Below are 19,557 nucleotides of genomic sequence, written 5' to 3'. Positions count from 1 at the left end.
CTCGGCGCTACTCCCTCGACGAAGGCTGCGCCACCGAGCCGGGTCTCCGTCGACTATCCGATGATCTCGACGGAATAGGCGAGCACGGTGATTGCCGTCGCCGTGCCTCCGATCGCGGTGTCGTACGACGTCGAGCCCTGCACCTCGACCAGGAGCTTCACGGTGTCACCGGTAATCACGGTCGACAAGAGGTCGTCGCTGGCTGCCACCACGATGGTGTTGATCTCGTAGTCGTACCAACTACCGAGCTGTTCGCCGGAGGTATTCACGCGAATGCCATACGAACCCATGGCGCTGTCGGCCTGAGTTACATAGCCGTAGAGCACGTAGTTCTCGCCCGTGTGGCTGTCCGCAGTGCGCTCGAGCAGCTGCCAGTCGCGATCGGAGATTGTGCCGTAGTTCGCGGGGTCGGTCAGCGCCTGCTCTTCTTCGGCGGTAATCCAGGCCTCGTTGCTTGATTCGACGTTGTCCGACGCATTCTCGACATCGCCCACGGCGCCCTCGAGGTTGGTACGTGCCTCCGAGTAGCCGTCGGCCTCGGCGTGGTCCGCGTCCAGGCCCAACTCCCACTCGAGGGAGTCGATCGCGTCCGCGAGTTCCGTGCGCGTGGCGTCGTTGTCGACCTGGCCCGAGGTCGTTTCGAGGAGGCTCTGCGCGTCGGCCATGACGTCGTTGGCGTGGCTCACGTAGTCGTCGTAGTCATCCTTGGTCTGCAGCGCGGAATCCAGTTCGTCGGTGAGCGCGAGAATGCCCTGGCGGGATTCGTAGATTTCGTCGGCCTGCGCCCGAATCGTGAATGAGTACGCGTGCGGTTCGTCTGCGTCGAGCAGTGCGCCTGCCGCCTCAACGTCGCTCTCAATGTCGGCGACAAGACTCGCTTCGTAGCCGTCGGGCACCTCACTCAGGAGCGACTCTGAGTCAGATATGACGCCGTCGAGTTTGCTGACCTGCTCGCGATAGTCGGCCAAGTTTGGCTCGTTCACGAGCGGAGGCACGATCAGCGCCGCGCCAAGCACGACCACCAGTGCCCCGATCACGACGCGGATCCGCGCCTTCCGCGACGACTTCTTCCGCTTCTTGCGCGGAGGAACGGTCGGCCCCTGAGACGGCGCGCCAGTGCCCTGGTTGCTCGTTGTGGCCGCTGCAGGCCGCCCGTATGCGGGGTTGGGCACGGTGGCCGCTGCGGCACGGCCGAACTCGGGGTTGGGAACCGGCTGTGGCAGCGGCAGCAGCTGTGGCATGCGGTTGTCGGGTAACGGAACGTGGTCGTTGGAGCCAGCTACGCCATCAGTCATGGTGGTGTGCGTCTTTCTCGAAAGGCAGCTCGGAACCCGGCTGCGAAGCCGCATGAGTGTGATTTCTCACGCACCTGAACTTTCTCCCGAGCCTCCGACATGAAAATCGCTACGGCACCGAATCGGGCAGCCCCGCCCTCGACGACGCGGTCAGAGTGATCCAGCCGAAGTCGAGCGAGACAGTGACGAAGGTCTCGGTCCGGCCGGCGTCGCAGCCGTTGAGGGTGGCGCCGTGTTCGGCAGCGATGGCCGCAGCGCGACCACAAGCATCGCCGGGGATGCGACCCGACGCGGTGTCGGCGGCCGCGAGCGCGGCGGCGTCCGCAGCAACCTGGGCTCGAGTGTTCGCGGCGTGTGCTGCGAGCACGAGGCAGAGTGCGACCGCGATCGACACGGTTGCCCCGATGATCGCCACCGCGAGCACGCTGCCGCTCCCCCGCTCCAGGTGGCGGCGGTGCACGTTCTGGTGCGCCGGTTTCGATCTCCTGCACTTCGCGCCCCGAATCGTCTGCTGCGCATTGCCGCGAGGCACACCCCGACTCACCCGCCTCGAGTGCCAGTGCGGCGCATTCCCGTTCACGCGCTCCGAATTCCAGTCAGGCACGTCCCGGCTCGCCCGCCTGAAGCGCGCACCCCACGAATCCCGGCTCATCCGTCGACGTCCCGCAGCGCGCAGGAGGTCGCGTCGGCGCTCACACCGAGTTGCGCGCCGAGCAGTCGGATCGGCACCGTGACGCGCGCGCAGCGAAACTCGCCCGCATCCCACACCTCGGCGCTCGCTCCGTCGCCGTGCCCTACGAGGGCGGCACCGTAGTTGTCGCCTCGCGCCGCGAGCCGAGCGACCTCGCCCGCGGAATCCTGCGCCTGCACGAAGGCGGCCGACCCGACGACGGCGCCGACACAGAGCGCGAGCACGAGCACGACGGCGGGCATGGTGACCGCGAACTCGACTGCAACCGACCCGCGCTCGTCGGCGCGCATCCGCCGGCGCCGCCGCGAACGCGGCCACCACATCCGCATCGCCGCGCCTAACCGAACGCGCTGATGACGAGGTCTTCGATGATCTGGCGCACCGCGTCAGACTGCACAACGGCGACAAGGACGCCGGCCAGCGCTACCGCCGCCATGATCACAATTGCATACTCTGCGGTCGCCGCACCCTGCTCGTCGCGGAGCAGCCGCTGCAACCAGTTGCGGTCGGGAGAGTCGGGAGTCGGGGTCTTGGTCATGTCGGTTCCTCTCGTAGGGGTGGATGCACGGCACGTTATTGCGGGATTACCCGATGGTTCGTTGCAGCACGGCGATGACGAGCGGCGCGACCCCGACGGCGAGGAACGCCGGCAGGATGCACGCCCCGAGCGGCAGCATGAGCTGCACGCCGAGCTTCGCCGCCGACTGGGCTGCGTCGGCACGGGCGCGCGCCCGCTCGAGCGTCGCTTCCGAGCGCAGCAGCTCGCCCGCCGGCACGCCCGCCTCGGCGGCGAGGCGCACGATGCCCTCAGCACGCTCGAAGCCGCTCTCTTCGAGACGCCACTCGCGAAGGGCGTCGCGTACCGCCGACTTCGCGTGGTCGGTGCTGCGACCCGAAAGCATCACCATGGCGATGAGGTCAAGGCCGAAGCCCGGGGTCGTGGGATGCTGCGTCGCCTTCGCGATCATGCGGCGGTTCCAGAGCCAGCCGATGAGCATGAGCACCCCGCCGACAGCGAGGCAGCCGAAGCCGAGCGCGCTGCCCGTGAGCACGCCGAGCGTGTCGAACCCGAGCATGGCTCCGAGCACGAGGCCGACGACGGGCAGCAGCATGACGATGCGCGACGCGGATGCGGGGCCGGCCAGCGCGACCTGTACGTCGCGGGCCGACTGGCCGAGATCGCGAAAGCCATTCGCGAGCTGCCGCAGCGACTGCGCGAGCGGGGCACCGGTGCGATTCGCGAGCGCCCAGGTCACGCCGAGGGCCCTCCACGTCGCATCGGGATGTCCCTGCAGCAGCATCCCGGCGTCGCTACCGCCGCCCACCTCGCGCGCGAGCCGCGCGATCGTCGTCTCGGGCGCGCGGCGCCGTCGCTTCCCCTCGGGCGCCTGCTCAAGGGCATCAGCCTGCGCCACCCGCTGCCAGGCTGAGTCGGGCACGACCCCACCGCCGAGCAGCGTCGCGAGCCGCTCGACCACGGCCGCGGTGTGCTCGGATTCGTGCCGCTTAGCCACCCGGTCGCTCCAGCCGCTTGCCGGTGCGCACGCTCGTGACGCGCAGCCGCCCGAGGTCGTCGAGCCCGAACTCGCCCATGTCGACGAGCTGCCGCAGGCCGCGATCGCGCTCGATGTGCATCACGAGGTCGAGCGCCGAGACGGTCTGCCGCGCCACGGCCTCCTGTGACATGCCGGCGAGCGCTCCGAGGGCCTCGAGTCGCGCGGGCACATCGGCGAGCGAGTTCGCGTGCAGGGTGCCGGCACCGCCGTCGTGACCGGTGTTCAACGCGGCGAGCAGCTCGCGCAGCTCGGCTCCGCGGCACTCGCCGAGCACGAGCCGATCGGGGCGCATGCGCAGAGCTTCGCGCACGAGCCGCTCGAGCGTGACCTCGCCGGCGCCCTCGACGTTCGCCTGCCGCGCCTCCATCTGCACGACGTGCGGGTGCCGGATGCGCAGCTCGGCGACGTCCTCGATCACCACGAGCCGCTCATCCTTCGGCGCCTCACCGAGCATCGCGCCGAGCAGGGTCGTCTTGCCCGAGCCGCCTGCTCCGGTGACGAGGATGTTCGCGCGGTCGGCGAGTGCGCGGCGCACAATCTCTTCGGCGTCGTCATAGAAGAAGCCGGCCGCGGCGAGGTCGTCGAGGCTGAGACGTGTCGCCCGGGGCGCGCGAATCGAGAGCAGCGTGCCGGTCGTCGACACCGGCGGCAGCACCGCGTGCACGCGAATACCCGCACCAATGCGCACGTCGACGGTCGGCGCCGCCTCATCGAGGTGCCGGCCACCCGCTGCGATGATGCGGGTCGCGAGTTCGCGCAGGGCCCGCTCTCCGGGGGCCTTCCACGAGCGGTCGAGTTCGGCGCCCGAGCCACGGTCGACCCACAGGCCGGCCATGCCGTTCACGAAGAGGTCGGTCACCTCGCCGTCGGCAACGTAGCCAGCAAGCGGGCCGAATGCCTCGGCCTGGCCGCGCGTCAGCTCCCGCCGCGGGCGGGCCTCGTCGGGGCGCCCGGGCCGGGACACGAGCTGCACCTGCGCGGGGCGGTCCGCGGCGCGCTGCAGCACGAAGGGCTCGGGGTCGCCGGCGTCGTAGGCATCAAACGAAGTGCGTTGCATGCGCCCCAGGATGCTCGGCTGGCGGGCCGTGCGCGTGCCGAGCCCATACGCCTGTGGAGCGCCGCGCATCCACCGTCCGAGCGGGAGGCGTTGCGACGCGCCGTGCAACTACCTACCAAAGTTGGTAAGCGGAGCGCGCCCCGAAACCCGAGGCATAGACTTCGCGTGGAGATTCCGCATCACAACGAAGTGAGGTTCCTATGGTTGCTGCCAGCGACGACAAGATCGAGAAGCTCGTCAACCCGATTGAGACGTTCCCGCCAAGCGAGGACTTCATTGCGGGCACGAAGGTCACCACCGACCTCCGCGATCGAGCGGAGGCAGACCGGCTCGGGTTCTGGGCCGATCAGGCGCGCGAACTCACATGGGGTCAGGAGTTCACCGAGGTGCTCGACTGGAGCGATGCGCCCCGCGCCCGCTGGTTCGCCGACGGCAAGATCAACGCCACGGTCAACGCGGTCGACCGCCACGTCGAAGCCGGCAACGGCGACCGCGTCGCGATCCACTGGGAGGGCGAGCCCGGCGACAAGCGCGCCATCACCTACAACGACCTTCACCGCGAGGTGCAGCAGGCGGCCAACATGCTGCTCTCGCTCGGCATCAGGAAGGGCGACGTGGTCGCCATCTACCTGCCGATGATTCCTGAGGCCGTCATCGCGCTGCTCGCCTGCGCGCGCATCGGCGCGATCCACTCGGTGATCTTCGCGGGTTTCTCGTCCGACGCCATCCGCCAGCGCGCCGATGACGCCGACGCGAAGCTGATCATCACCGCGAACGGGTCGAACCGCAAGGGCAAGGTATTCCCACTCAAGCCCACCGTCGATGAGGCCCTCAAGGCTCCGGGCCACACCGTCGAGCACGTGCTCGTCGTGAAGCGCCCCGAGTACGACGTCGAGATGGTCGAGGGCCGTGACCTCTGGTGGCACGAGGCGGTCGCCGACCAGCCCGCCGTGCACGAGGCCGAGGCCTTCGACGCCGAGCACCCGCTGTTCATCCTCTACACCTCGGGTACGACCGGCAAGCCGAAGGGCCTCTGGCACGCGACGGGCGGCTACCTCACCCAGGTCAACCTCACGTTCCGCACGATGTTCGACCTACGCGACGACGACATGTACTGGCTCAGCGCCGACATCGGCTGGGTCACCGGCCACAGCTACCTCATCTATGGCCCGCTGCTCGCCGGCGCGACCCAGGTGATGTACGAGGGCACGAACGACTATCCGTCGCTCGACCGCTGGTTCGAGATCATCGAGAACTACAAGGTGACGATTTTCTACACGGCGCCGACCGCGATCCGTGGGTTCATGAAGACCGGACGCGAGATTCCGCTGCGCCACGACCTCTCGTCGCTGCGCCTGCTCGGCTCGGTGGGCGAGCCGATCAACCCTGAGGCCTGGGAGTGGTTCCGCGACGTCATCGGCTCGGGCAAGACCCCGATCGTCGACACCTGGTGGCAGACCGAAACGGGCGCACACATGATCGCGCCGATTCCGACGCAGGATGCGCTCAAGGCGGGTTCGGCGCAGAAGCCGGTTCCCGGTGTAGTCGTCGAGGTCGTCGATGAGGCCGGCAACCGCGTCAACCCGGGCGAAATGGGCCTGCTCACGATCACCGAGCCGTGGCCCTCAATGGCCCGCGGCATCTGGGGCGACGACGAGCGCTTCAAGGAGACCTACTGGTCGCAGTTCCCGGGCCGCTACTTCGCTGGCGATGGCGCGGGCGTCGACCTCGACGGCGACCTGTGGCTGCTCGGCCGCGTCGACGATGTCATGAACGTGTCGGGCCACCGCCTCTCCACCACCGAAATCGAGTCGACCCTGGTCGAGCATCCCTTCGTCGCCGAGTCGGCGGTCGTCGGCGCGGCCGACGAGGTGAAGGGCCAGGCCGTCGTGGCTTTCGCGGTGCTCAAACGTTCGCAGGCCGACGCGATCGCGAAGGCCGACGTGCCCGAGGAGCTGCGCAAGTTCGTCGCCGACCGCATCGGCGCCATCGCCCGCCCGCGGCAGGTGTTCGTCGTCGACGAACTGCCGAAGACGCGCTCGGGCAAGATCATGCGCCGGCTGCTCAAGGACGTCGCCGAGGGGCGCACCGTCGGCGACACGACGACGCTCACCGACGCGAACGTGATGGCGTCGATTGCCGACAACGTCGCGGCCGGCGCGCAGGACTAGTCCACAGCAACAAAACGCCTCGGCGGTGTCGGAGACGACAGCGCCGAGGCGTCTGTGATTACGAGCGGATGCGCGCGCCTACTCGAACGCGACCGTCACCTCGAGCTCGACCGGCGAGTTGAGCGGCAGGGCCGCGACGCCGACGGCCGAGCGGGTGTGGCGGCCGCGCTCGCCGAACGCCTTGCCGAGCAGGCCGGATGCGCCGTTCGCGACCTGCGGCTGCTGCGTGAAGTCGGCGGTCGAGTTCACGAACACCGTGACCTTGAGCACGCGGGTGACGCGGTCGAGGTCGCCGATCTGCTGCTTGATCGCTGCGAGGGCGCCGAGTGCCGACAGCTCGGCGAGCTCCTGCGCCTCTTCGACGGTGACTTCGGCGCCGACGTGGCCGGTCGCTTTGAGGGTGCCGTCGACGAACGGCAGCTGGCCCGAGGTGTAGACCGTGCCGCGGTCGACGAGGGCGGGCACGTAGTCGCCGGCCGGGGCGGCGACGGTGGGCAGGGTCAGGCCAAGTTCGCGCAGGGCGGATTCAACACGGCTCATCTGGGTTCTCCTTCGTAGGGGTGCGGCTTAGGCGGTCGCGTCGTCGGCGAGCGGACGCTTCATGTAGGCGACGGAGCCACCCTGCTCGTTCGTGACGATCTGCACGAGTTCCCAGCCCTGCTTGCCCCAGTTGTTGAGGATTGCACCCGGCGTGTGCAGAGGCAGCGGCGTGATGAAGTACTCCCAGTTGGTCATGGTCATGGCCCTCCGTCGATTTGGTTCTGGCAATGAGATTCGCCCGTGTTTGCGGGCGAGAGTGCCGTGGGGCGGGAGCCAGTTTTCTGAACGCACCGCCCGTAATTACACGTTTCCAATTACCCTAGTTGGCATGCCTAACAACTCCTCCACTGCGCCGAAACGCAACGTCGTTGCGACAATTCTCGGCCTTCTTGGGATGAGCGGTATCGCGGGCGTGTTGGTTGCGGCTCTCGTGACCCCGCTCATTGCCGTTGCCGGTGTTGCGGCGAACTCGTCAATCACGCTGTTCGAATCGCTTCCCGACTACCTCGAGATCCAGCCACTGCAGCAGAAGACCGAGCTCTACGGTGACTTGAACGGCGAGCGCGTCAAGTTCGCCGAGTTCTACTCGCAGAACCGCGTCGAGGTGGCGCTTGACGACATCTCGCCGTACGTCGCCGAGGCCGCGGTCTCGACGGAGGACCCGCGCTTCTACGAGCACGGCGGTGTCGACGTCATCTCGGCGACTCGTGCCCTCCTTGTCGGCTTGATCGGCGACGACGGTGGTGGCGCGTCGACGATCACGATGCAGTACGTGCGCAACCAGCGCGTGCAGGCGGCCGAGGCCATCCTCGACCCCGACGAGCAGGCGGCGGCATACGAGGACGCGACCGAGGTGTCGATGGGCCGCAAGCTGCAGGAGATGCGCCTCGCGATCGGCGTCGAGCAGCAGTTCTCGAAGGAGGAGATCCTCCAGGGCTACCTGAACATCGCCCTCTTCGGCGGCCAGATCTACGGCATCGAGGCGGCCGCGCAGTACTACTTCGGGAAGCCAGCGAAGGACCTGACGCTCTCGGAGTCGGCCACGCTGGTCGGCACCGTGCAGAACCCGAACGCGTTCCGCATCGACAACCCCGACAACATCGACGCGAGCATGAACCGACGCAACTACGTGCTCGGCCGGATGCTCGACGAGGGTGCGATCACGCAGGCCGAATACGACGAGGCGAAGGCGGAGGAGATCACGCCGAACATCACGCCGAGCCAGCAGGGCTGCATGAACGCGCAGTACAACGCGCAGTACTTCTGCGACTACGTCGAGAAGGTCGTGCTCAACGACCCGGCCTTCGGCGCGACGTACGACGAGCGCCGCTTCGCGTTCCAGACCAAGGGCTACCAGATCGACACCACGATCGACCTCGCCCTGCAGCAGACGGCGACCGACGCGATCCGCGCCAACTTCCCCGCCGCGATGGAGGGCCTGAAGTTCGGCGGCTCGGCCGTGGCGGTGCAGCCGGGCACCGGTCACGTACTGGTCATGCAGCAGAACACCGAATACGACGGGACAGATGCGGCGAAGGATAATCCCGCGCTGACGTCGATCAACTTCAACACGGACTACGACTACGGCAACTCCGCGGGCTTCCCGCCCGGGTCGACCTACAAGGTCTTCACCTTGGCGAACTGGCTGCAATCCGGCCATTCGCTCTACGAGAGCTTCAACGCGGCCGACCGCAAATATGGCCCCTTCTACCAGTCGTGCGACCGACCGGGCAGTAACGAGGCCTACGGGCCGGGCAACGACGCGGGGGCGAATTTCGGCAATATCAACGCGCTGCAGTCGACGCAGGACTCGATCAACACCGGCTTCCTCGCGATGGCCGAGAAGCTCGACCAGTGCACCACCGCCGACATTGCGGAGGCGCTCGGCGTACACAACGCCAACGGCACGCCGCTCGAGACGAACTCCTCGGACATCATCGGTTCAGGCCGCAACAACGTTGCGCCGCTGTCGCTCGCCACGGCGTTCGCCGCGATCGCGAACAATGGCGAGTCCTGCAGCCCCATCGCGATCAAGAGCATCTCGCTGCGCGACGGCACCGAGATCGATCCGCCATCGAGCAACTGCACCCAGGCGATCGATGAAAACGTCGCGCACGCCATGGCCGTGGCGATGAAGACCGTGATGTCGGCCGGTTCGGGTAGCGCCTCGAACCCGGGCATCACCTCAGAGATCATCGGTAAGACCGGTACCACCGGTGGCACGATCGGCGACGGTGACGGTGCCGCGTACACCTGGATGGTCGCGGCCAGCTCCGGTTTCTCGCTCGCCGTCTGGAACGGCAACGTCGAGCGGATCGATGGCCGGCTCGCGTCGATGCGTAAAATTGGCCAGGGTTGGACACGTCACGAGGTCGCCCGCCCGATCCTCGCCGCGGGCATCACGAAGTACGGTGCGGAGACGTTCCCGGCACCCACCGGCGACGCCGTCCAGCGCGAGAACGTGACCGTGCCGAATGTCGTGGGGATGTCGGTCGATGCGGCCACCTCGGCGCTCGAATCGGCGGGCTTCACCGTGACGGTGGGCGACTCGGTCGCCTCCGAGGAGGCCTCAGGCACCGTCGCACGCACGAACCCTTCCGCGAACACGAGCGCGCAAGAGGGTTCAAGCGTGACCATCAGCCCGTCGAGCGGTGGCAGCGATTCGACGGACGGCATCGCGATGCCAGACATCGTCGGCAAGTCCTATGACGAGGCAGTGGATGCGCTTTCGGCGGCGGGGCTCGGCGACCAAGGCACGCAGTTCCAGTGGCAGGGGTCGAAGGACAAGCCCGTCAAGAGCACCTCGCCCGCCGCCGGTGAGATCGTCGGACCCGACGACACCGTGACCATTCAGGCCGAAGACTAAGGTGCGCATCGCGCGTCTTCTCGGGACCGGGGCCGCCACGCTGATTGCGGGCGGCCTCGGTTTCGTTGCCTGGGCTGCGGCCATCGAGCGCCGCCGATTTACGCTGCGTCGCTACGAGTTGCCGGTGCTGCCTGCGGGCTCGACGCCGGTGAAGGTGCTGCACCTCGCCGACTTCCACTTCGCGCCCGGACAGCGCAAGAAGCAGCGCTTCGTGCGTGGCCTCGCGAAGCACGAGCCCGACCTCGTCATTGCGACGGGCGACAACTACGGCCACCGTGACGGCCTCGCTGGCATCGCCGAGATGCTCGAGCCGTTCCGCGGCGTGCCTGGGCTCAGCGTGTTCGGCTCGAACGACTACTACGGGCCGATCTTCAAGAACCCGTTCACCTACTTCACTGGCAAGAAGATCAAGGTCGAGCGCCAGCCCGACCTCGATGAGGCCGGCCTGCGTCAGCTGCTGTTTGATGACCTCGGATGGGTCGACCTCACGAACTCGGCCGCGATCGTGCGGGCGGGCGGGCTGCGCATCCGCGCCGTCGGCGTCGACGACCCGCACATCCACCTCGATAGGCCGGATGCAGCGCTCGCCGACCTCGAGCGCCTCGCCCGCCGCGGTGGCGAGTGGGATGTCACGCTCGGGCTCGTGCACGCGCCCTACCAGCGCATTCTCAATCGCTATGTCGAGGACACGGACGTCGCGGCGATCTTCGCCGGCCACACCCACGGCGGGCAGGTTTGTCTGCCGGGTGGCCGGGCGATCATCGCGAACTGCGACCTGCCGAAGGACCAAGCCGGTGGCGTATCGGATTGGACGGCCGGCGGACGGACCGTGCCCCTACATGTGTCGCGCGGGCTCGGTACCTCGATCTACGCGCCGTATCGCACCTTCTGCCCGCCCGAGGCGTCGCTCATCACGCTGACCGCGCGCAACTAGGTGCTGCCACGCGTTACGAATCACGTGATTGGCGGGCATTGCGCGTGCCGCTCGCCGCGAATCGCGTGATTGGACGACCCCCCAATTTGGGGTAGTATTGACGAGTTGCCGACCTGGTTGGCACATCGGGATGTGGCGCAGCTTGGTAGCGCGCCTCGTTCGGGACGAGGAGGTCGCAGGTTCAAATCCTGTCATCCCGACGTTGGTGAAGTCGCGGGGTATCCAGTAGTGGATGCCCCGCGACTTTGTTGTATCGGCGCACGACGACGCACGTCCAATCGCCTCACCGAGTGCGCTGCGGGCAGCGGGCATGCGGCAGCGAACAGCGAGCAGCGAGCAGCGAGCAGCGAGCAGCGAGCAGCGAGCAGCGAGCAGCGAGCAGCGAGCAGCGAGCAGCGAGCAGCGAGCCAAGGGTAGCGACGATTGCGAGCTCGCTGTCTTGTTGATGTACGTGTAGGCGGGCGGGGTAACTAGCGCCCGGGCCTGAGGACGCGTGGGGGGCAGGCAGAGCCCTCCCCCGCGTTACCAGCTGCGTCCGACCGTCTCGGGCAGCGGGGTCGGCGGATGCTCGAGCCGATACCCGATATCGAACCGTTTGCGCCCACCAAGGCGCGGCTCTTGCGTCCAATCGAGATGCTCGGGCGGGATGAACCACACCGTGCCACCACCCCGCGACTTCTCCCGCGCGACATGCTCCGGCGGCCCCGGTTCATGCGTGATCCGGACACCCCACCCCTCATGCACGCGATGGTGACACGAGGTACACAACAAGATCCCGTTATCGAGATCGGTCGTGCCGTCGTGCGCTTTCCACCACGCAATATGGTGCGCTTCCGTCATCCCGGGTGGCAGGCCACAGAACGCACAACCACCATCCCGCTCCACCAGCGCTAGGCGCTGCGCCTTGCTGAAGTGACGGTGTTCGCGCCCCAGGTCGAGGACCTCACTGTCACCACCAAGCACGACAGGAATGATGTTCGCGACCGCGGCGCGACGACGCAGGTTGCTCGCATCCAACATCGCGCCACCCTCGGACTCGGCCGCCTCGCCCTTGCCCGTCAGGTGCTCGCGCAGGCCCTCGGCATGCATCCGAATCAACACCGTCGTCGTCACCCCAGGAACCTCGTCCTGCGCACAACCAAGCAGGTGCTTACACGCTTCGACGAGCGCGTCGGCCTGCATCTGCGGAATCGACCGCGTGTCCTGCTCCACCGCGACCGGCTCCACCCCGTCACCACTCGGGCGGAAGAACACGCTCGACCCCGCCACCTCACCATCAGCCGGCACCTCCGGGTCGCCCTTCACATTGTTGCCGCGAGAGGTCCGCAGCGCGTTCGTGCAGTACGACTCGAAGAACTTCGCGACATACATGCCAGCTTCGGGGTCGAGCTTCGCCTTCACGTGCAGCATGCCCGTGTCGATGTCGGTAGAGACCTTGACGCTCCGCTCCCGCCGTTGCTTGCGGAAAGACGGCTCGAGCCCGTCCGGGTCGAGTTGCGCCTCCAACCGGGCCTCGACCTTGCGGAAGTCGGGCAGGCGCATCCCAGTCTTCGCGACCTCGACGATCTCACGCTCGCCCTCGGCGAGTTCTTCCTCGAGGACGCGGGGAGCCATGCGGCGGCGGAGCTTCACGACCTCGTTCGCGTGCGCGAGCCCGAGTTCACCTGCTTGTAGCGCGGTCGCGACATGCGGCGCCCGCGGCACAAACCGTTCGCCATTCCAGCGTTCCTGGCCAACGACGTCCTTCCCGATGCGCACGTACGCGTCGGCATCACGCTTCTCGACCCGCAAATGCTCGGCAACCAGGTCGCTGGCGTCGCGGCAGCCGTGGCGCCGCGCCAACGACTCCTCACCACGCGTCACGTCAGAGCGCACCGAGACCTCGTTCGCGACCACCGCGACCGCCGCACCCAACTGGCGCTGCAGCGCACCAAGATGCTGCAGAAAACCGAGGACGTCCGCGTCATCCGCCGCGGTCAGCGAATACGCGAGCTCTTCCGAAGAACCCCGCCCATGCGTGAGGGATTCCCACGACCCCATTAACTCGGTGAACCTCGTGCGCAGGCGTCCTGCGTGGGAGTGGTCGGCGAACGAGAAGTCAGAGAAGTTGGTGACGGACATCGGAATCACCTCCTCAGGTGACTGCAACAGTGCGTACTTCTATTCTACGGGATCCACGCAGCAGGTCAATATGTTTAGTATGTATGTTCGAAGCTGGCTCCCAGGTTCACGATTTCTCGTGCCTACCGCCGCCCCCTGTGGACAGCGGTCTCCTACTACGAACTCATTGTCACCCGAGCCACCGACACGACCGAGGCACCCCGACACGACGATGCCCAAGTGCCCGGCGCATCCGCCCGCGTCTTCATCGGCTCGCTGTTCGGCTCGACGTCACCCGTTGCAACCCGCACACCCGAGCTGCTCGGGGCCGAGATCCTGCTCGACCCGGATGCGACGCTCACCATTCCGATCCGCCGCGAGTTCGAGCACGGGGTGATGGCGGAAGACAGCGAGATCCGCGTCAATGGCACTGCGACCGCACACCGCGAACTCGCCTATGCCCCGAGCGGCGCCGACACCATCACGGTCACTGCGGGCTCGAGCGGCGCGCGCATCCTGCTACTCGGCGGCGTGCCGCTCGGCGAGCAGATCGTCATGTGGTGGAACTTCGTCGGCCGCAGCCACGACGAGATCGTCGAGTTCCGCCGCCGCTACCAGGCCGAGCTCGGCTTCGAGCCCGAAGACCCGCAGGACGCGGGCAAGCGCCCGCTCTTCGGCGACTTCCCCGACGGCCAACCCACCCCGCTCCCGGCGCCGCCGCTGCCGATCACGCGCCTCAAGCCTCGCGAGTAGCATGAGCAGTCACATGATCGAACTGCTCTCCCCCACCGAAATCGCCCGCGGCGCCGAAACCGGCGCCCTGGTCGCCGACATCCTTCAAGCCGCGAAGGCGCGCGCATCCGTCGGCACGAACCTGCTCGAGCTCGATGCCCTGGCACGCGACATGATGCTCGCCGCCGGGGCCGAGTCTTGCTACGTCGACTACGAGCCGTCGTTCGGCGAGGGGCCGTTCGGGTACTACATCTGCACCTCGGTGAACGACGCCGTGCTGCACGGCAAGCCGCACGACTACGCGCTTCACGACGGCGATCTGCTCACCCTCGACCTCGCGATTTCGCTGCAGGGCATCGTGGCCGATGCGGCGATCAGTTTCTTCGTCGGCACGCCCAAACAAGAGGGCCTCGACCTCATCGACGCGACCGAGCGCGCCCTGGCGGCGGGCATCGAGGCTGCGCGTCCCGGTGGCCGTATCGGCGACATCGCGCATGCGATCGGCACGATCCTGCAGGGCGCCGGCTACCCGGTGAACCTCGAGTTCGGCGGCCACGGCGTCGGCTCCACCATGCATCAGGACCCGCACATCCCGAACTGGGGCAAGGCCGGCCGGGGCTGGAAGCTGCGCCCGGGCATCCTGCTCGCCATCGAGCCCTGGGCGATGCTCGACACCGCCGAGCTCGTCACCGACGCCGACGGCTGGACGCTGCGCAGCGCCACAGGCTGCCTGACGGCCCACACCGAGCACACCGTGGCGATCACCGAGGACGGCCCGCGCATCCTCACCTCGGCCAACTAGCGGTTCGCTTCGACACAGATTGCCCCACGGGGTGCCCCGCGCTACGGCCGGCTCAGCGATCTACGGACAACGCTTGGCGACCTCCTCAGGACGACTCCAGCAGCGCAACCACGTCGCGATTCCTCTGCGCGGCCGCACCCCTTACTCAACCCGCTACCTACCCGTGGGCGACCGCATCCTCGTAGCCATCGCCCCAGTCGCTCTCGACGAACTCGACCAGCGCATCCACCGACTCGTGAAAGCTGCCGATAGGGAAGATGGGGAACGTGTTCTTCGCGAGAAACCCCGCATGGGTCACATCGAGCCAGTCGTAGGTGAGCGAGACGTAGGTCGATTCGGCATCGCGCGGCTCGAGCGTCCACGTCCAGCGGTGCCCGATCGGCGGGTAGCCCTCGGTCGCCGGCTTCCACGCGATGGCGGAGTTCTGTTCGAGGTGCGTGACGAGGTTGACCATGCGATACGCGCCGCCCATTTTCGGCGAGAACATGTTCATCGTGAAGGTATCGCCCACCTTGGTGATCGGGTCGGCCGACGACGGATCGACGCTCACGATCATCTGTTTCGGGTCGAAGTCGATGTGCAGCGTGGGGTTGCGCACCACGTCGTAGATCTCAGCCGGAGTGGAGTAGGCGAGCTTGGTCACGGTAAGGCTGCGCTCGGGTTCGAGGTCAATCCGTTTCATGCGAGCGAGTCGCACGTCGTCGTGAGGTTCCATAGTGTGCCGTCCTTAAACTCACGAATCACCATTAATTCGTGCCACATAGCGTACGGGGTGCATGCCTCACGAACGCCTAATGGTGTCAAGGCGCGTAGTCAGCCCTCGAGGACGTCACTCGCGAGGCGCCCACCCGACTCGAGCAGGTAGCACTGGCCGCAGAGGGACTCGTAGGTGACCGAGCCTCCGTCGATCGCGACCTGGTCGCCCGCGAACGTGAACTTGCCGTCGACGTTGCGCGCGTTGAACACCGCTTTGCGGCCGCAGCGGCAAATCGTCTTCAGTTCTTCGACCGAGTGCGCGATCTCAAGCAGGCGGCGGGCGCCCGGGAACGCGACGGTCTGAAAGTCGGTGCGGATGCCGTAGCTCAGCACCGGAATACCATCGAGCACGGCGATGCGAAAGAGCTCATCGATCTGCTGCGGGCTGAGGAACTGCGCCTCGTCGACCAGCAGGCAGGCGATCGCGCCACGCTCGGCCACGACACCGGCCAGCGCCTCGCGTGGCGATGCGCCGTCGTCGAGCAGGATGTCGACCTTGCGGTCCATGCCGAGGCGCGACGAGATCGACTCGGCGCCTTTCGTGTCAATGCGCGGCTTGAGCAGCACGACCGCCTGGCCGCGCTCCTCGTAGTTGAAGGCGGTTTGGAGCAGCGCCGTCGACTTGCCCGAGTTCATGGCGCCGTAGCGGAAGTAGAGCTTGGCCACGATTACTCCTCGCCGATGGTTCGCAGCGACTCGTGCGCGAGGCCCCGCAGGTTCGCGACGAGCCCGCCGGCGATCGTCTCGAGCGCGACCGAGTTGCGGCCGCCCTCGGGCACGATGACGTCGGCCCAGAGCTTCGACGATTCGACGTAACGCTCGTGCATCGGTTTCACGGTCGCGAGGTACTGCGCCTCGACCGACTCCAGCGTGCGGCCGCGCTCGAGCACGTCGCGTTTGATGCGCCGCAGGATGCGCACATCGGCATCGGTGTCGACGTAGAGCTTGAGGTCGAAGCGGGCCCGCAGCGCCTCGTCGGCGAGCACAAGTACGCCCTCGACAAAGATGATCGGCCGGCTGCACACCGGCACCGAGATATCGGACCGATTGTGCTGCGCGTAGTCATACGTCGGCGACTCAACGTCGCGCCCCGCAAGGAGTTCGTCGAGGTGCTCCACCAGCAGTGCGTTGTCGAAGGCCTCGGGGGCGTCGTAGTTGACGAGCACGCGCTCGTCGTAACTCAGCGCATCCTGCCGGTGGTAGTAGTTGTCGTGAAAAATCACCGCGGCATCGTCGGCGAATCGTTCGGCGAGCGCGCGCGTGAGCGCCGTCTTCCCGCTTCCTGATCCGCCGGCGATGCCGACAACGAATGGCTGGCCCAAGTTACGCGACGGGGGCGATGCCGAGCACCTTCGCGGTGTCGTTCTGCACCTGCTTGGCAAGCTCCGGCTTGTCGTTGAGCGTCTGGCCGTACGACGGCACGAGGTCGGTGATCTTCTCAGACCAGGTCGGCCACTGCTCGGGGAAGCAGCGCTCGAGCAGCGAGATCATTGCCGAGGGGGCGACGGATGCGCCGGGAGAGGCGCCGAGCAGGCCCGCGATCGAGCCGTCGGCCTTGGTAACCACCTCGGTGCCCATGACGAGCAGGTAGCCCTTCCCCTTCGGGTTCTTCTTCATGACCTGCACGCGCTGTCCGGCCGTGATGAGGCGCCAGTCTTCGCTCTTCGCCTCGGGGAAGAACTCGGCGAGCGCCTCGAACTTCTTGGCCGGCGACGCGGCAAGCTGGCCCACGAGGTAGGTGACGAGGTCGAGATTCGTGACGCCGACGCCGAGGTAGGTCGGGATGTTGTCGACGCGCAACGACTTGAACATGTCGAGCAGCGAGCCCTGCTTGAGGTAGCGCGTGTTGAAGCCGGCGTAGGGGCCGAACATGAGCGAGGCCTTGCCGTCGACCACACGCGTGTCGAGGTGCGGCACCGACATCGGCGGGGCGCCGACGGGGGGCATGGCGTAGACCTTTGCCTGGTGCTTCGCGACGACCTCGGGGTTGTCGGTGCGGAAGAACTCACCCGAAATCGGGAAGCCACCGAACGCCTTAATTTCAGGGATGCCCGACTTCTGCAACAGCGGCAGCGCGCCACCGCCGGCGCCGACGAACACGAAGCGTCCGTGGGTGACGTTCTTGCGTCCCTTTTCGGCGCCACTCGCGGCCTTCGTCGCGACCTGCCAGACCCCGTCCGGGCGCTGGCGAAGGTCGACGACCTCGGTGCCGAGACGCACGACGGCACCATTCTCGATCGCGGCCTGGAAGAGCAGGCGAGTCAGCGAACCGAAGTCAACGTCGGTGCCCTGCTCGACGAAGGTCGCGGCGACCTTCTCGTCCTTGGCACGGCCGACCATGAGCGCCGGCGCCCACTCGAAGATCTGCGTGGGGTCGTCGCTGAACTGCATCGTCGAGAACAACGGCTGTTCCTTGAGGATGCTCCAACGGCGTCGGAGGAACTCGACGTTCTCTTCGCCGGTCACGAACGTCATGTGCGGCACGGGGTTGATGAACTTCGTGGGCTCGGGCAGCTGGCCGCGAGTCACGAGCGTCGACCAGAGCTGGCGCGACACCTGGAACTGCTCGTTGATCGTGAGCGCCTTCGAGATGTCGATCTTGCCGTCAGTCTCGGGGGTGTAGTTGAGTTCGCAGAGCGCCGAGTGGCCGGTACCCGCGTTGTTCCAGGGGCCCGACGACTCCTGAGCGACGTCGTCGAGTCGCTCAATGATCTTGATCGACCAGTCGGGTTCGAGTTCGTGGAGCAGTGTCGCCAGGGTCGCCGACATAACACCGCCGCCAATGAGGACAACATCGTAGATCTTCGGGTTCGTCACGTAACTACCTTACTCCCGGGCTTCGGCACGCTTTGGGTGTGCTTTTCAGTTGGTGTGACCCGCTAATGCTCGCGGATGCGCTGGTTAGGCCGAGAGTTCCTCGGCCACGAGCTCGGCAATCTGGATCGCGTTGAGCGCAGCGCCCTTACGCAGATTGTCGTTGGAGATGAAGAGGCTGAGGCCCTTGCCCTCGGGCGCCGACTGGTCGGCACGGATGCGGCCGACGAGGCTCGGGTCGGTGCCAGCGGCGTCGAGCGGGCTCGGCACGTCCTGCAGCTGCACGCCGGGCGCCTCGGCGAGGATCTCGGTGGCGCGCTCGGGCGTGATGTCGTTCGCGAACTCGGCGTTGATCGACAGCGAGTGGCCGGTGAAGACCGGCACGCGCACGCAGGTGCCCGAGACGCGGAGTTCGGGCAGGTGGAGGATCTTGCGCGACTCGTTGCGCAGCTTCTGCTCCTCGTCGGTCTCGCCGCTGCCGTCGTCGACGAAGTTGCCCGCCTGGGCGACGACGTTGAAGGCAATGGGATGCACGTAGAGTTCCGGCTCGGGCAGTTCGACCGCGTGGCCGTCGTGCACGAGGCCGAGCAAGGCGTCTTCACCCTGGTTCACAGCGGCGATGGCCTGGCCCGAGAGCTCGCGGGCGCCGGCGAGGCCCGAGCCCGAAACGGCCTGGAAAGTGGTGACGATGAGGCGTTCGAGGCCCGCGGCGTCGTTGAGCGCACGCAGTGCCGGCATGGCCGCCATCGTGGTGCAGTTCGGGTTCGCGATGATGCCCTTGGGGCGGTTCGCGATGTCGGCGGGGTTGACCTCCGAGACGACGAGCGGCACCTCGACGTCGCCACGCCACGCCGACGAGTTGTCGATGACGACGATGCCCGCTGCGGCGAAGCGCTCGGCCTGGGCGCGCGAAGTCGCGCCGCCCGCCGAGAAGAGGGCGATGTCGATGCCGCTGAGGTCGGCGGTGGCGACGTCTTCGACGGTAACCTGCTCGCCGGCGAACTCGATCTGCTTGCCCGCCGAGCGCGAGGAGGCGAAGAGGCGAATCGTCGCAATCGGGAAGTTCCGCTCAATGAGGAGGCGGCGCATAACGCCACCAACCTGACCAGTGGCACCGACAACGGCAACATTCATCTGCTTGACCATGCCGACTAGCTTAACCGTCCGAGACAAGCCCCGCCGCCCCACCAAGAAGGGGGTTGAGTGGTCGTTTTTTGTAGTTCTGGCACCGCCAGAACTACAA

At 67.0% G+C, this 19,557-nt stretch carries 19 protein-coding genes and 1 tRNA gene; 6 read left to right on the top strand and 14 right to left on the bottom strand.

Features of this window, described 5'->3' with window-relative positions; all coding sequences use genetic code 11:
• Positions 1-53: 53 nt before the first annotated feature.
• From QM019_RS07780 to QM019_RS07755, 6 genes are all read right to left on the bottom strand, one after another.
• The gene (locus QM019_RS07780; RefSeq protein ID WP_282852515.1) at positions 54-1,295 is read right to left on the bottom strand and encodes a hypothetical protein; all 1,242 of its coding nucleotides are present in this window, start codon (positions 1,293-1,295) and stop codon (positions 54-56) included.
• Positions 1,296-1,404: 109 nt separating this feature from the next.
• Complete coding sequence (locus QM019_RS07775) at positions 1,405-1,827, bottom strand: Rv3654c family TadE-like protein (RefSeq protein ID WP_282852513.1); 423 nt, start codon at positions 1,825-1,827, stop codon at positions 1,405-1,407.
• A gap of 116 nt (positions 1,828-1,943) precedes the next feature.
• Positions 1,944-2,315, bottom strand: a complete 372-nt coding sequence (locus QM019_RS07770; RefSeq protein ID WP_282852512.1) for a TadE family type IV pilus minor pilin — start codon at positions 2,313-2,315, stop codon at positions 1,944-1,946.
• An 8-nt stretch (positions 2,316-2,323) separates the two neighbouring features.
• Positions 2,324-2,524 carry a DUF4244 domain-containing protein gene (locus tag QM019_RS07765; protein WP_282852511.1) on the bottom strand — a complete coding sequence of 67 codons (201 nt, stop codon included), beginning with the start codon at positions 2,522-2,524 and terminating at the stop codon, positions 2,324-2,326.
• Positions 2,525-2,570: 46 nt separating this feature from the next.
• Positions 2,571-3,500 (bottom strand): type II secretion system F family protein, encoded by a 930-nt coding sequence (locus QM019_RS07760; protein ID WP_282852510.1) that lies wholly within the window; start codon positions 3,498-3,500, stop codon positions 2,571-2,573.
• A complete protein-coding gene (locus QM019_RS07755; RefSeq protein ID WP_282852509.1) occupies positions 3,493-4,668 on the bottom strand; it encodes a TadA family conjugal transfer-associated ATPase in 1,176 nt (391 codons plus the stop codon). The genes QM019_RS07760 and QM019_RS07755 overlap by 8 nt, the downstream gene beginning before the upstream one ends.
• A gap of 131 nt (positions 4,669-4,799) precedes the next feature.
• On the opposite strand from QM019_RS07755, the gene acs reads away from it, so the two are divergent.
• Positions 4,800-6,770: an acetate--CoA ligase gene (gene acs / locus QM019_RS07750; protein WP_282852508.1), complete on the top strand. Its 1,971-nt coding sequence runs from the start codon at positions 4,800-4,802 to the stop codon at positions 6,768-6,770.
• A 78-nt stretch (positions 6,771-6,848) separates the two neighbouring features.
• On the opposite strand, the gene QM019_RS07745 is transcribed toward acs, so the two are convergent.
• Together QM019_RS07745 and sp36 are read right to left on the bottom strand one after the other, a co-directional pair.
• A complete protein-coding gene (locus QM019_RS07745) occupies positions 6,849-7,310 on the bottom strand; it encodes a RidA family protein (RefSeq protein WP_193127534.1) in 462 nt (153 codons plus the stop codon).
• A 27-nt stretch (positions 7,311-7,337) separates the two neighbouring features.
• Positions 7,338-7,511, bottom strand: a complete 174-nt coding sequence (gene sp36 / locus QM019_RS07740) for a Sp36 family protein (protein ID WP_345957658.1) — start codon at positions 7,509-7,511, stop codon at positions 7,338-7,340.
• 127 nt (positions 7,512-7,638) lie between these two features.
• Here sp36 and QM019_RS07735 point away from each other — a divergent pair, with 127 nt between their 5' ends.
• The 3 genes from QM019_RS07735 (at position 7,639) to QM019_RS07725 (ending at position 11,310) form a co-directional block, all read left to right on the top strand.
• Entirely contained in the window at positions 7,639-10,176 is a 2,538-nt protein-coding gene (locus QM019_RS07735) for a transglycosylase domain-containing protein (RefSeq protein WP_282852507.1), read from the top strand.
• Position 10,177: 1 nt separating this feature from the next.
• Positions 10,178-11,110, top strand: coding sequence for a metallophosphoesterase (locus tag QM019_RS07730; RefSeq protein WP_282852506.1), 933 nt, complete (start codon positions 10,178-10,180; stop codon positions 11,108-11,110).
• 126 nt (positions 11,111-11,236) lie between these two features.
• Positions 11,237-11,310 (top strand) — tRNA-Pro (locus tag QM019_RS07725).
• Between the two features lie 322 nt (positions 11,311-11,632).
• On the opposite strand, the gene QM019_RS07720 is transcribed toward QM019_RS07725, so the two are convergent.
• Positions 11,633-13,231 (bottom strand): HNH endonuclease, encoded by a 1,599-nt coding sequence (locus QM019_RS07720; protein WP_282852505.1) that lies wholly within the window; start codon positions 13,229-13,231, stop codon positions 11,633-11,635.
• A gap of 219 nt (positions 13,232-13,450) precedes the next feature.
• Between QM019_RS07720 and QM019_RS07715 the strand changes: the two genes are divergently transcribed.
• Positions 13,451-13,963 carry a pirin-like C-terminal cupin domain-containing protein gene (locus QM019_RS07715; protein WP_282852504.1) on the top strand — a complete coding sequence of 171 codons (513 nt, stop codon included), beginning with the start codon at positions 13,451-13,453 and terminating at the stop codon, positions 13,961-13,963.
• Between the two features lie 13 nt (positions 13,964-13,976).
• A complete protein-coding gene (map, locus tag QM019_RS07710) occupies positions 13,977-14,744 on the top strand; it encodes a type I methionyl aminopeptidase (RefSeq protein ID WP_282852533.1) in 768 nt (255 codons plus the stop codon).
• Positions 14,745-14,901: 157 nt separating this feature from the next.
• Here map and QM019_RS07705 read toward each other — a convergent pair whose 3' ends face one another.
• The 5 genes from QM019_RS07705 to QM019_RS07685 all read right to left on the bottom strand — a co-directional run bounded on the left by QM019_RS07705 (position 14,902) and on the right by QM019_RS07685 (position 19,460).
• Positions 14,902-15,459: an SRPBCC family protein gene (locus QM019_RS07705; protein ID WP_282852503.1), complete on the bottom strand. Its 558-nt coding sequence runs from the start codon at positions 15,457-15,459 to the stop codon at positions 14,902-14,904.
• Between the two features lie 98 nt (positions 15,460-15,557).
• Positions 15,558-16,166 (bottom strand): thymidine kinase, encoded by a 609-nt coding sequence (locus QM019_RS07700; RefSeq protein WP_282828587.1) that lies wholly within the window; start codon positions 16,164-16,166, stop codon positions 15,558-15,560.
• A gap of 2 nt (positions 16,167-16,168) precedes the next feature.
• Complete coding sequence (gene udk, locus QM019_RS07695; protein WP_282852502.1) at positions 16,169-16,822, bottom strand: uridine kinase; 654 nt, start codon at positions 16,820-16,822, stop codon at positions 16,169-16,171.
• A gap of 1 nt (position 16,823) precedes the next feature.
• Positions 16,824-18,317: a malate dehydrogenase (quinone) gene (gene mqo, locus QM019_RS07690; RefSeq protein WP_282852501.1), complete on the bottom strand. Its 1,494-nt coding sequence runs from the start codon at positions 18,315-18,317 to the stop codon at positions 16,824-16,826.
• Positions 18,318-18,401: 84 nt separating this feature from the next.
• Positions 18,402-19,460 carry an aspartate-semialdehyde dehydrogenase gene (locus QM019_RS07685; protein ID WP_282852500.1) on the bottom strand — a complete coding sequence of 353 codons (1,059 nt, stop codon included), beginning with the start codon at positions 19,458-19,460 and terminating at the stop codon, positions 18,402-18,404.
• Between the last annotated feature and the right edge of the window lie 97 nt (positions 19,461-19,557).

The sequence above is a fragment of the Gulosibacter sediminis genome, assembly GCF_030011715.1.
Lineage (GTDB): Bacteria > Actinomycetota > Actinomycetes > Actinomycetales > Microbacteriaceae > Gulosibacter > Gulosibacter sediminis.
The sequence above is the reverse complement of the archived record's forward strand: the minus strand, read 5'-3'. Positions and strand labels throughout refer to the sequence as shown.

Excerpts from the sequence above, each read along its gene's own strand:
- QM019_RS07770 (WP_282852512.1), bottom strand. The coding sequence starts at position 2,315 with ATGCGGATGTGGTGGCCGCGTTCGCGGCGGCGCCGGCGGATGCGCGCC.
- QM019_RS07745 (WP_193127534.1), bottom strand. The coding sequence starts at position 7,310 with ATGAGCCGTGTTGAATCCGCCCTGCGCGAACTTGGCCTGACCCTGCCC.
- QM019_RS07685 (WP_282852500.1), bottom strand. The coding sequence starts at position 19,460 with ATGGTCAAGCAGATGAATGTTGCCGTTGTCGGTGCCACTGGTCAGGTT.
- QM019_RS07705 (WP_282852503.1), bottom strand. The coding sequence starts at position 15,459 with ATGGAACCTCACGACGACGTGCGACTCGCTCGCATGAAACGGATTGAC.
- acs (WP_282852508.1), top strand. The coding sequence starts at position 4,800 with ATGGTTGCTGCCAGCGACGACAAGATCGAGAAGCTCGTCAACCCGATT.
- QM019_RS07720 (WP_282852505.1), bottom strand. The coding sequence starts at position 13,231 with ATGTCCGTCACCAACTTCTCTGACTTCTCGTTCGCCGACCACTCCCAC.
- map (WP_282852533.1), top strand. The coding sequence starts at position 13,977 with ATGATCGAACTGCTCTCCCCCACCGAAATCGCCCGCGGCGCCGAAACC.
- QM019_RS07780 (WP_282852515.1), bottom strand. The coding sequence starts at position 1,295 with ATGACTGATGGCGTAGCTGGCTCCAACGACCACGTTCCGTTACCCGAC.
- QM019_RS07735 (WP_282852507.1), top strand. The coding sequence starts at position 7,639 with ATGCCTAACAACTCCTCCACTGCGCCGAAACGCAACGTCGTTGCGACA.
- QM019_RS07765 (WP_282852511.1), bottom strand. The coding sequence starts at position 2,524 with ATGACCAAGACCCCGACTCCCGACTCTCCCGACCGCAACTGGTTGCAG.
- QM019_RS07755 (WP_282852509.1), bottom strand. The coding sequence starts at position 4,668 with ATGCGCGGCGCTCCACAGGCGTATGGGCTCGGCACGCGCACGGCCCGC.
- sp36 (WP_345957658.1), bottom strand. The coding sequence starts at position 7,511 with ATGACCATGACCAACTGGGAGTACTTCATCACGCCGCTGCCTCTGCAC.